General features: G+C 61.2%; 4 protein-coding genes, 2 tRNA genes and 2 rRNA genes (1 of these 8 cut by a window edge). 3 read left to right on the top strand and 5 right to left on the bottom strand.

From position 1 onward, the window contains the following. From IVB36_RS10720 to IVB36_RS10705, 4 genes are all read right to left on the bottom strand, one after another. A 23S ribosomal RNA gene (locus tag IVB36_RS10720) occupies positions 1-1,086 on the bottom strand; it reaches 1,787 nt to the left of the window's first position. Positions 1,087-1,491: 405 nt separating this feature from the next. Further along, positions 1,492-1,567: transfer RNA gene (locus tag IVB36_RS10715), tRNA-Ala, on the bottom strand. Between the two features lie 33 nt (positions 1,568-1,600). Continuing rightward, positions 1,601-1,677 (bottom strand) — tRNA-Ile (locus IVB36_RS10710). Positions 1,678-1,865: 188 nt separating this feature from the next. After that, positions 1,866-3,354 (bottom strand): 16S ribosomal RNA (locus IVB36_RS10705). The 16S and 23S rRNA genes sit together here with 2 tRNA genes alongside, the layout of an rRNA operon. Before the next feature lie 1,030 nt (positions 3,355-4,384). Between IVB36_RS10705 and IVB36_RS10700 the strand changes: the two genes are divergently transcribed. Together IVB36_RS10700 and IVB36_RS10695 are read left to right on the top strand one after the other, a co-directional pair. After that, a complete protein-coding gene (locus IVB36_RS10700) occupies positions 4,385-6,448 on the top strand; it encodes a M23 family metallopeptidase (protein ID WP_018453272.1) in 2,064 nt (687 codons plus the stop codon). Positions 6,449-6,606: 158 nt separating this feature from the next. Further along, on the top strand, positions 6,607-8,226 hold the full coding sequence (locus tag IVB36_RS10695; RefSeq protein ID WP_085350725.1) for an SMP-30/gluconolactonase/LRE family protein: 1,620 nt from the start codon (positions 6,607-6,609) through the stop codon (positions 8,224-8,226). Positions 8,227-8,326: 100 nt separating this feature from the next. On the opposite strand, the gene clpB is transcribed toward IVB36_RS10695, so the two are convergent. After that, entirely contained in the window at positions 8,327-10,966 is a 2,640-nt protein-coding gene (gene clpB, locus IVB36_RS10690; protein ID WP_018453270.1) for an ATP-dependent chaperone ClpB, read from the bottom strand. Between the two features lie 257 nt (positions 10,967-11,223). On the opposite strand from clpB, the gene IVB36_RS10685 reads away from it, so the two are divergent. Continuing rightward, positions 11,224-12,012 (top strand): MOSC domain-containing protein, encoded by a 789-nt coding sequence (locus tag IVB36_RS10685; protein ID WP_018453269.1) that lies wholly within the window; start codon positions 11,224-11,226, stop codon positions 12,010-12,012. Positions 12,013-12,094 lie beyond the last annotated feature (82 nt).

Here is a 12,094-nt window from a genome sequence, read left to right as displayed (position 1 = left end):
CCCTCTCCACGACGGACGTTAGCACCCGCCGTGTGACTCCCGGATAGTACTCTCAGGTATTCGGAGTTTGGTTGGGTTTGGTAAGACGGTAAGTCCCCCTAGCCCATCCAGTGCTCTACCCCCTGAGGTATTCATCCGAGGCGATACCTAAATATCTTTCGCGGAGAACCAGCTATTTCCCAGTTTGATTGGCCTTTCACCCCTAACCACAAGTCATCGGAGTCTTTTTCAACAGACACCCGTTCGGTCCTCCAGTGAGTGTTACCTCACCTTCAACCTGCTCATGGCTAGATCACTAGGTTTCGGGTCTAATACAACGAACTTGACGCCCTATTCAGACTCGCTTTCGCTACGCCTTCGCCTATCGGCTTAAGCTTGCTCGTTAAATTAAGTCGCTGGCCCATAATACAAAAGGTACGATGTCACCCAGAACGTATCTTGGGCTCCATCTGTTTGTAGGTGTCCGGTTTCAGGTCTATTTCACTCCCCTCGTCGGGGTGCTTTTCACCTTTCCCTCACGGTACTGGTTCACTATCGGTCGCTGAGGAGTACTTAGGCTTGGAGGGTGGTCCCCCCGCGTTCAGACAGGATTTCACGTGTCCCGCCTTACTCATGGATACATCATCGCATTACTCGTACGGGGCTATCACCCTCTAAGGCCCAGCTTTCCTGACTGGTTCCGATTGTCTTTGATGTATCACTGGCCTGGTCCGCGTTCGCTCGCCACTACTAACGGAGTCTCTGTTGATGTCCTTTCCTCCAGGTACTTAGATGTTTCAGTTCCCTGGGTTTGCTTGAAACCTCCTATGTATTCAGAAGTCTCATACCTTCTTTTGATAACCGGAAATCCAAAACCTCTTCGATCGAAATCTAAAGGCCTAGGCATCTCACATTTCTGTTCGAACCCCACACCACAGTCTTTCGACTGAGGTCTTGGAGTTCCGGCTATCGAAGGTGGGTTTCCCCATTCGGAAATCCATGGATCAAAGCTTCTTCGCAGCTCCCCACGGCTTATCGCAGCGTAGCACGTCCTTCATCGCCTCTCAGCGCCAAGGCATCCACCGAACACCCTTAAGGCACTTGATTGCTCTCATTATCAATGTCCACACACTCGGCAGAATGTTGTCTGCAGAACTACCTTGCGGCACGCGCCCTCGATGAACGCTATCTGCAGCCGGACAATGATTAGAAAGACCAGCTTGCTTCGTAAGATCGTTCCGATAGCGAGGCGGTCAAGCTTCGCTAAAAGGATCATTTACAACTCGCTTGTCTTTCAAAGCAGCCTTGTGAGCTACAATGGAAGACGCACGAGCGCCGAAATGATCCGGAGATAATGAAGTATCGCGCAACAATTACTTGTTGCCCGATCCAACTCGGATCGATCTCCTCTTTACGATGTCAGAAATCACGCAGCTTACTGTCCATCCGGACTAGTAAGTGCGAAGTGATGTTTCGCGGACGACGGTATGAGCAGCCGGTGATCAAACCATCTGGTGGAGCCAGACGGGATCGAACCGACGACCTCATGCTTGCAAAGCACGCGCTCTCCCAGCTGAGCTATGGCCCCGTAACCAGAAGACGAATGCTCACTCGATGAGTGTGGTGGGCCTGGGAAGACTTGAACTTCCGACCTCACGCTTATCAAGCGCGCGCTCTAACCAACTGAGCTACAAGCCCCTAACGCATATCCAGTCAAGGACCAGGGATTCTGCAAGGTTGCAGCCCCAGCGCGTGTTCGTCCGCGAAGAAAGAGAAACGAAGACGGCGAAATCCCGCCAATGCAGCTCAACGATCCTGACGACCGTTGGCCACTGATGTTTCTAAAACGGTTCGATAGAAGCAAGCTTCTGAAGAACCATCCTTAGAAAGGAGGTGATCCAGCCGCAGGTTCCCCTACGGCTACCTTGTTACGACTTCACCCCAGTCGCTGACCCTACCGTGGCCGGCTGCCTCCCTTGCGGGTTAGCGCACCGTCTTCAGGTAAAACCAACTCCCATGGTGTGACGGGCGGTGTGTACAAGGCCCGGGAACGTATTCACCGTGGCGTGCTGATCCACGATTACTAGCGATTCCAACTTCATGGGCTCGAGTTGCAGAGCCCAATCCGAACTGAGACGGCTTTTTGAGATTTGCGAAGGGTTGCCCCTTAGCGTCCCATTGTCACCGCCATTGTAGCACGTGTGTAGCCCAGCCCGTAAGGGCCATGAGGACTTGACGTCATCCCCACCTTCCTCGCGGCTTATCACCGGCAGTCTCCTTAGAGTGCTCAACTAAATGGTAGCAACTAAGGACGGGGGTTGCGCTCGTTGCGGGACTTAACCCAACATCTCACGACACGAGCTGACGACAGCCATGCAGCACCTGTGTTCCAGGCTCCGAAGAGAAGGTCACATCTCTGCGACCGGTCCTGGACATGTCAAGGGCTGGTAAGGTTCTGCGCGTTGCGTCGAATTAAACCACATGCTCCACCGCTTGTGCGGGCCCCCGTCAATTCCTTTGAGTTTTAATCTTGCGACCGTACTCCCCAGGCGGAATGCTTAAAGCGTTAGCTGCGCCACTAGTGAGTAAACCCACTAACGGCTGGCATTCATCGTTTACGGCGTGGACTACCAGGGTATCTAATCCTGTTTGCTCCCCACGCTTTCGTGCCTCAGCGTCAGTATCGGGCCAGTGAGCCGCCTTCGCCACTGGTGTTCTTGCGAATATCTACGAATTTCACCTCTACACTCGCAGTTCCACTCACCTCTCCCGAACTCAAGATCCTCAGTATCAAAGGCAGTTCTGGAGTTGAGCTCCAGGATTTCACCCCTGACTTAAAGACCCGCCTACGCACCCTTTACGCCCAGTGATTCCGAGCAACGCTAGCCCCCTTCGTATTACCGCGGCTGCTGGCACGAAGTTAGCCGGGGCTTATTCTTGCGGTACCGTCATTATCTTCCCGCACAAAAGAGCTTTACAACCCTAGGGCCTTCATCACTCACGCGGCATGGCTGGATCAGGCTTGCGCCCATTGTCCAATATTCCCCACTGCTGCCTCCCGTAGGAGTTTGGGCCGTGTCTCAGTCCCAATGTGGCTGATCATCCTCTCAGACCAGCTACTGATCGTCGCCTTGGTGAGCCATTACCTCACCAACTAGCTAATCAGACGCGGGCCAATCTTTCGGCGATAAATCTTTCCCCGTAAGGGCTTATCCGGTATTAGCACAAGTTTCCCTGTGTTGTTCCGAACCAAAAGGTATGTTCCCACGCGTTACTCACCCGTCTGCCGCTGACGTATTGCTACGCCCGCTCGACTTGCATGTGTTAAGCCTGCCGCCAGCGTTCGCTCTGAGCCAGGATCAAACTCTCAAGTTGGACTTGAACTTTGAACCGGCTGATCACAACGTTTTGACGAGGTCCCACCATTTTTCATCGACCGAAGTCGATGAGCTGCCCGCGATTCACATCGCTGGCAACGATGGTGTAACCTTAAAACGTGTACCGCCGAAGTCTTTCGTCCCCTCTCAGAACTCAAAAGCCGAAGCTCTTCAGTATCCGAGAGGCGCAAGGACTCCGCCGTCCACGTTTCTCTTTCTTCATCTTCACTTGTCAAACAGCCCGGGACCAGGAGGTCCCAACCTTCCAGAGAGGAAGGGTTCCGACACCCTTACCGACGATGGATGAACTCCAATCGACTTACGTCGACTGTTGTGTCACTCAACAAGGTGAGGAGCATCAGTGGCGCGTTCGCTCGCCTTGGTCAGTGACCCGGCGGCGCCGCGCTCAGTGGTCGGGTTATAGGCCCCGCCCATCGGGGTTGTCAACGACCATTGTCAGAAAATCGTCGCACGGTGGATTGTTCGAAAAATCCACGCGATTACAGCAGGTTAGAAAGTCGGTGAGCGGCTGGATCGCGCCGGCGCGGAGAAAAAACTCAAAAAAAGTTTGGGCTCGAGAGGGCTCCGGAGGCGGCATGAGGCGACTTGGACGCGACTTGGATCGCTCGTCCCTGGAAGGCCCCTGACGCCCGGCCGTTCGGGAAACTTTTCCATATTAGGCGCCGTACTTGAGCCACAATCCCCCGGCGTTCTGGTACAGACAAAGCTTGAATCGCAGGGATGCCAGTGGGGGCTGCCGGCGGTTTGTGTGGGGTCAGAGGAAGGCGATCATACGATGAAGCGGCCTTCTTCAGACATTCGAGACACATCGAGAGATCTTTTTCCGCTTAGCTGTTCGTAAATTCGGCCGGTCCGACATCTGGGCCTTCTGACCGCGGACGCCTATGCGGCTTGCCTTTTCCAGAGACGCCCCGAAGAGGGCGGCTCAAGGAGGGGCTCGAAACAGGGTTGCTCGAAACGGGGCTGCTCGAAATCGGGCTCTCGGATCGTTGATTGGGGGACTTGGGTTGAACCATAGGACGTCACGCGGCGCTTACGGGCGTGAGACCGGGATCATCGATCTCGGCCACGAGCCGCCGCTGTCCGTCGATGGTTCGGAAGCCGCCGTCATCGATCGCCGCCGCGTCTCGGTGCAATGGTTCAGCGGGACGATTCTAACCGGACTTTGCGGCGCAGCCCTGATCGGCGGCGCCGTTTTCGCTTCGCTCGACGGCGAGATGACCTTCGCCAAGGTGCCGGAGCGCGTCGAAGGCGCGCTGCGCGGCGCATTCGGCGCAGCCGACCGCACCGCCACGCTGCACAAGAGCGACCGCCTGCCGCCGCCGAGCGAATCCACGGCCTCGCGCAACATCGTGCGCGTCTCGACCGTCGCCCGCGTCGGCAACCGCGACGTGATGCGGGTGCGTCCCTTCATCCGGATTGCCGGCAATCTGTCGATGACGACGAGCGATCTGTCGGCGAAGATCCCGCCATTCAACGCCCAGCGCCTTCTCACCGATGTCGGATCCGATCCGAAGGCGGCATCCGAGGATCCCAACAATCCGGAAGCCGTCGAACCCGACGCCGAGGTCTCGTTCGTCACCAAGGACCTCTCCCAGGTGCTGCCGAAAGCCAAGATTTCCGCAGTGGTGGCGCTCGACGACATCCTGATGCGGGTCCGCGATGCCGCCAACTGGCGCGGCAATGGCGGGGTGCGCTACGCCGCGCTCTCCAATGCTGCGGCCGACGTCTCCGGCGCGACCGGCCCGTCCGATATCAGAAGCGCCTACGCCACCGAAGTGTCGCCGTCCGATCCCTATGCCGGCTTCGAGACGCGCGTGGTGCCGGAAAACGTCACGCTGCTGCCGAAGACCAAAGAGCAGATCACCGGCGGCAATCCCAACGGCGAACGCGTCCACGTGGTCAAGAAGGGCGACAGCGTCGCCGGCGTGCTGCGCGATCTCGGCGCCACGGCCGAGGAGATCAAGGCGATCACCGCGACGCTTGGGCCGCGCGGCCGCGACGGCGGCCTGAAGGAAGGCGAGAAGCTGCGGATCCTGATGGCGCCCGCAAGCCCCGGCGCCCGCCTGCAGCCCTACCGCGTCGTCATCGCCAACGAGACCATGGTCGAGGCGATCGCGGCGCTGTCCGATCTCGGCAAATACGTCGCGGTCGACGTCTCCAGCATGAACACCGTCGCCGACGCGGCGGCGAACGCCAACAGCGACGACGATGACGAGGATGACGGCACGGGCGTGCGGCTCTACCAGAGCATCTACGAGACCGCGATGCGCAACAAAGTGCCGATGCCCGTCATCGACGACATGATCAAGATCTATTCCTACGACGTCGATTTCCAGCGCAAGGTGGCGCCGGGCGATTCATTCGACGTGTTCTACGCCGGCGAAGACGAAGGCGTGACCGCGAGCGAAAAGAACGACGTGCTGTTCGCTTCGCTGACGCTCGGCGGCGAGACCAAGAAATACTACCGCTACCAGAGCCCCGATGACGGCGTCGTCGATTACTATGACGAGACCGGCAAGAGCGCGAAGAAGTTCCTGGTGCGCAAGCCCGTCAACAACGCCATCATGCGCTCCGGCTTCGGCGGCCGCCGTCACCCCATCCTCGGCTATGTGAAGATGCATACCGGCGTCGACTGGGCCACCTCCTACGGCACGCCGATCTTCGCCTCCGGCAATGGCGTGATCGAGAAGGCCGGCCCCGAGGGCGGCTACGGCAAATACATCCGCATCAAGCACAACAACGGCTACGAGACCGCTTATGGCCATATGTCGGCCTTCGCCAAGGGCATGGAGCCCGGCAAGAAGGTGCGGCAGGGCCAGGTGATCGGCTTCGTCGGTTCGACCGGCGCGTCGACCGGCCCGCACGTCCACTACGAAATCCTGGTCAACGGCCGCTTCGTCGATCCGCTGCGTGTGAAACTGCCGCGCGGCCGCTCGTTGGAAGGCCCGATGCTGGCCGGCTTCGAGAAGGAGCGCGACCGGCTCGACGGCATGATGAGCGGCCGCGCCGGTGCCATCGCCCGGATGTCGGACGCCACCGGCGGTCCGTTGCAGGTCACCAACAGGTAAAGCCGGCGAACCGGGCCGAGATCGGCCGGACATATTCAAGCACGAGCCGGATTTGACGACGTCGCGCGGGGCCCGGCTTGGCCGCATCACAACGTCAAGTTTCGTTTGCCAAAGCGGCATGAGGAGCGAATACTTTCCAAAAAACGGGAGGTCTCGCCATGAAGAACAGGCTCGCCTGCGCAGCCTTCGTCGCTGCGGTCGTCTCCGCTACCAGTGTTTCGGCCGAAAACTGGGAGGTCACCAAGCTCGTTCCGGGCTCGGCGTTCCACGGCGTGCACGGGCTTGCGATCGACAAGGCCGGCCATCTGTTTGCCGGCAGCGTCGCGGGCGCGGCGCTCTACGAGGTCGACATCCCCGGCGGTAGCGCGAAGGTTGCAATCCCCGCCCCGATCGGAATGGCCGACGACATCGCATTCGCCCCCGACGGCACCATGGCCTGGACCGGATTCCTGGCCGGCGATCTTTATTCGCGCAAGGGCGACGGCCCGATCAAGAAACTCGCTTCAGGCCTTCCCGGCATCAACTCGCTCGCCTTCCGCAAGGACGGCAGGCTGTACGCCACCACCGTCTTCCTCGGCGACACGCTCTATGAGATCGACGTCGAGGGCGTCAAACCGCCGCGCCAGATCATGGAGAAGATGGGCGGCCTCAACGGCTTCGAGTTCGGTCCCGACGACAAGCTCTACGGTCCGCTCTGGTTCAAGGGACAGGTCGCAAAGGTCGACGTCGACAAGGCCGAGCTGACCGTCGTCGCGGACGGCTTCAAGGTCCCGGCCGCGGTGAACTTCGATTCCAAGGGCGATCTCTGGGTAGTCGACACCGCGCTCGGCCAGCTCGTTCGGGTCGATCCCAAGTCGGGCGCCAAGACCATGGTCGCACAATTGAAGCCGTCGCTGGACAATCTCGCGATCGACGACAAGGACCGAATCTACGTCTCCAACATGGCCGATAACGGCATCCAGGAGGTCGATCCGGCGACCGGCCAGGCGCGGCAGGTGATCATCGGCAAGCTCGCCTTGCCCGGCGGCATCGGCGTCACGTCAGAGAACGGCAAGGATACGATCCACGTCGCCGACGTGTTCGCCTATCGCACGGTGGACGGCGCGACCGGCGAGGTCACCGAGAAGGCGCGCATGCACGCCGCCGGCGTCACGCTCGAATATCCGATGAGCGCAACGGCGAAGGGCAACGATGTGGTCCTATCGAGCTGGTTCACCGGCACGGTGCAGGTGATCGACGGCAAGACCGGGGCCACCCGCGACATGCTGCACGGCTTCAAGGCGCCGCACGACGCGCTCGTGCTCGCGGACGGCAGCATCCTGGTGGCCGAGTTCGGCACCAAATCGCTGGTCCGCGTCAGCGGCGAGCACGGCAAGGATCGCACCACACTGATCGGCGGCCTCGAGGGCCCGGTCGGGCTCGTCGCTGGATCGCGTGGCGAGGTCTATCTCACCGAAGCCTTTTCCGGCGTGATCTCGATGATCGAGAGCAACGGCGAAAAGACAGTCGTCGCCAAGGACCTGAAAATGCCCGAAGGCATCGCCCGCGCCAGAGACGGCAAGCTGATCGTAGCGGAGGTCGGCGCCAAACGGTTGATCGAAATCGTGCCGGAGACCGGCACGGTTACCGAGATCGCGGCCAATCTTCCAATCGGCCTCGTGGGTGCACCCGGAGGACTGCCGACGCACATTCCGACAGGCGTCGGCATCGGGGAATCCGGCACGATCTATTTCTCTTCTGACATCGAGAACGCGATCTACAAGCTCACGAAGAAATAGGTCGCCGCAGTAAGTTCGCCAACAACCCGCAAAACAAACCGCCCCGGAGAGGTTGACATCTCCGGGGCGGCTTGTTGCTTCAGGCTTCGAATGCCGACGATCAGTTCAGCTTCCGCTTCGACACCGGCGCCTCGAACTGGGCGATCTCCGCGGTCTGCGGCGCCTTGCCGTTGAAGGTCAGCACGTTGCCTTCGGAGGAGATCGCAACGTTGTCGCCGTCCTTGACGTCGCCGGCCAGGATCATCTCGGCGAGCGGATCCTGGACGTGACGCTGGATCACGCGCTTCAGCGGCCGTGCGCCGTAGGCGGGATCCCAGCCCTTGGCGGCGAGCCAGTCGCGGCCCGCAGCGTCGAGCGTCAGCACGATCTTGCGATCGATCAAAAGCTTTTGCAGCCGTGCGAACTGGATCTCGACGATCCGGCCCATCTCGCTCCTCTGCAAGCGATGGAACAGGATGATCTCATCGACGCGGTTCAAGAACTCTGGCCTGAAGTGCGCCCGCACCATGCCCATCACCTGCTCGCGCACGGCCGAGGTATCCTCGCCCTCCGGCTGGTTCACCAGAAACTCCGAACCGAGGTTCGAGGTCATGATGATCAGCGTGTTGCGGAAGTCGACGGTGCGGCCCTGGCCGTCGGTGAGGCGGCCGTCGTCGAGCACCTGCAACAGCACGTTGAACACGTCGGGATGCGCCTTCTCGATCTCGTCGAACAGCACGACCTGGTAGGGCCGGCGCCGCACCGCTTCGGTGAGCGCACCGCCCTCGTCATAACCGACATAGCCCGGAGGCGCGCCGATCAGCCGCGAGACCGAGTGCTTCTCCATGTACTCGGACATGTCGAGGCGGACCATCGCGGTCTCGTCGTTGAACAGATACTCGGCGAGCGCTTTCGTCAGCTCGGTCTTGCCGACGCCGGTGGGCCCGAGGAACATGAACGAGCCGGTCGGCCGGTTCGGGTCCTGCAGCCCCGCGCGCGAACGGCGAACGGCGGTCGCGACCGCACGCACGGCCTCGGCCTGGCCGACGACGCGCTTGCCGAGCGAGTCCTCCATCCGCAGGAGCTTGTCTTTCTCGCCTTCGAGCATCTTGTCGACGGGCACGCCGGTCCAGCGCGAGACCACCTGCGCGATGTGGTTGGCGGTGACCGCCTCCTCCATCATCTCGCCGGAGTTCTCCTTGGCCTCGATCTCCGCAAGCTGCTTTTCCAATTCGGGGATCCGGCCATAGGCCAGCTCGCCGGCCTTCTGGAATTCACCGCGCCGTTGTGCGTTGGCAAGTTCAACCCGCAAGCCGTCGAGCTCGGCCTTCAGTTTCTGAGCGTCGGAGAGCTTGTTCTTCTCCGCGCTCCAGCGTGCGGTGAGCGCCGCGGACTTCTCCTCGAGATCGGCCAGCTCCTTCTCCAGCGTCTGCAGGCGGCTCTTCGACCCGGCATCGCTTTCTTTCTTCAACGCTTCCTGTTCGATCTTCAGCCGGATGATTTCCCGATCCATCGAATCCAGCTCTTCCGGCTTGGAATCGACCTGCATCTTGAGCCGCGCGGCCGCCTCGTCCATGAGGTCGATGGCCTTGTCCGGCAGGAAGCGGTCGGTGATGTAGCGGTTGGACAGGGTCGTGGCGGCGACCAGCGCGGAATCGGTGATCCGCACGCCGTGGTGCTGCTCGTATTTGTCCTTCAGCCCGCGCAGAATGGAGATCGTATCCTCGACCGAGGGCTCGCTGACGAAGATCGGCTGGAATCGCCGCGCCAGCGCCGCGTCCTTTTCGACGTGCTTCTGGTACTCGTCGAGCGTGGTGGCGCCGATGCAGTGCAGCTCGCCGCGGGCGAGCGCAGGCTTGAGCAAATTGGACGCGTCCATCGCGCCATCGCCCTTACCAGCGCCGATCAGCGTGTGCATCTCGTCGATGAACAGGACGAAATTACCATCGCTCCCGGTCACCTCCTGCAGCACGGCCTTCAGCCGCTCCTCGAACTCGCCGCGATATTTTGCACCTGCAATCAGCGAGCCGAGGTCGAGCGACAGCAGCTTCTTGTCCTTCAGGCTCTCCGGCACGTCACCGTTGACGATGCGCAGCGCCAAGCCCTCGGCGATGGCGGTCTTGCCGACGCCGGGTTCGCCGATCAGGACGGGATTGTTCTTGGTCCGGCGCGACAGCACCTGGATCGTGCGGCGGATCTCCTCGTCGCGGCCGATGACCGGGTCGAGCTTGCCGTCGCGCGCCGCCTGAGTGAGGTCGCGGGCATATTTCTTCAGCGCGTCATACGCGTTCTCGGCCGTGGCGGAGTCCGCCGTTCGGCCCTTGCGCAGCGCTTCGATCGCCGCGTTGAGGTTTTGCGGGGTGACGCCGCCCTTGGCCAGGATCGCGCCCGCCTCGCTGGTCTTCTCCAGCGCCAGGCCGAGCAGCAGCCGCTCGACGGTGACAAAGCTGTCGCCGGCCTTCTCGCCAGCCTTTTCGGCGGCGTCGAAGGTGCGCGCGAGTTCGGGCGCCAGATAGATCTGGCCGGCTCCGCCGCCAGAGACCTTCGGCACCTTGTTCAGGGCGTCCTCGGTCGCCTTCAGGATTGCGCGGGAATTGCCGCCGGCGCGGTCGATCAGGCCGGCAGCGAGGCCTTCATTGTCGTCCAGCAGCACCTTCAGGACGTGCAGGGTCGAAAACTGCTGGTGCCCTTCGCGCACCGCAAGCGACTGCGCGGACTGGACGAAGCCTCTGGAGCGTTCGGTATATTTTTCGATGTTCATTTCGTGGTCTTTCCCTCGGCCTGCCCCTGGAGCCCTCAAAGGCACTCCAAACGGCATCTTCATTGGGTTTCCGATTACCGCATTGACGTTTCTCAACCGGCAACGGTCGTTATCAGCCGGCGCTGGCGCCGGCCTGACCCAGATGTGGGAAGCGAGGCCTCGGACCGGAAGAGGCGAGTTCACAATTTCGTGCGCGGATCCGCCCGCTTGGCGCCGGTGGGCCGAATCCCCTAAGTAGCGGCATGACACCCAGCGCAATGACAATCAGCCAGACCGCCGAGATCACCGGGCTCTACCGCTACCCGATCAAGGGCCTGACGCCGGAGGCCCTGCCCCGCGTCTCCCTGCGAGCCGGCCAGACCCTGCCCGCCGACCGCCGCTACGCCATCGAGAACGGCCCGAGCGGCTTCGATCCGGAAGCACCGCAGTGGAAGCCGAAGATCCAGTTCCTGATGCTGGCGCGGAATGAGCGGCTAGCTTCGCTCGACAGCCGGTTCGAGGACGCGACCAATTGCCTGACCATCCGCAAGGACGGCCAGATCGTCGCCAGCGGCGATCTCGAGACCGCCGCCGGGCGCGCCGCCATCGAGGACTATTTCAGGGAAAATTTTCAGCCGGAGCTGAAGGGCCCGCCCAAGATCCTGTCCGGCCGCGACCACAGCTTTTCAGACGTCGCCCGCAAGGTCGTGTCCATCATCAATCTCGACAGCGTCCGCGCGCTCGAGACCATGCTCGGCGGCGCCGCCGTCCACCCGCTACGCTTCCGCGCCAATCTCTACGTGAAGGGCTGGCCGGCCTGGTCCGAGCTCGACCTCGTCGGCCAGACGCTCGCGATCGGACAGGCCCGGCTGCAAGTGGTCAAGCGCATCAAGCGCTGCCCGGCCACCAATGTCGACCCTGATACCGCCAAGCGCGATCTCGAAATCCCCGCCACGCTCTCGAGCAATCTCGGCCACATGGACTGCGGCATCTATGCCGAGGTGATCGCTGAAGGCGACATCGGCGTGGGCGACGCGGTTGCATTGGAACAGCCGAAGCTGGTGTGACGCTGCGCGCTGGCCCCGCTCCGCCATTGCGAGCGAAGCGAAGCAATCCAGGAATGCGCCCGCGGAGACAGTCTGGATTGCT

Origin of the sequence: Bradyrhizobium sp. 35, from assembly GCF_023073215.1 — a bacterium.
In the GTDB taxonomy this organism is placed as follows: domain Bacteria; phylum Pseudomonadota; class Alphaproteobacteria; order Rhizobiales; family Xanthobacteraceae; genus Bradyrhizobium; species Bradyrhizobium canariense_D.
The sequence above is the reverse complement of the archived record's forward strand: the minus strand, read 5'-3'. Positions and strand labels throughout refer to the sequence as shown.

Bases quoted from the DNA above. Each gene is read 5' to 3' on its own strand.
- IVB36_RS10695 (WP_085350725.1), top strand. From the start codon at position 6,607: ATGAAGAACAGGCTCGCCTGCGCAGCCTTCGTCGCTGCGGTCGTCTCC.
- IVB36_RS10685 (WP_018453269.1), top strand. From the start codon at position 11,224: ATGACAATCAGCCAGACCGCCGAGATCACCGGGCTCTACCGCTACCCG.
- clpB (WP_018453270.1), bottom strand. From the start codon at position 10,966: ATGAACATCGAAAAATATACCGAACGCTCCAGAGGCTTCGTCCAGTCC.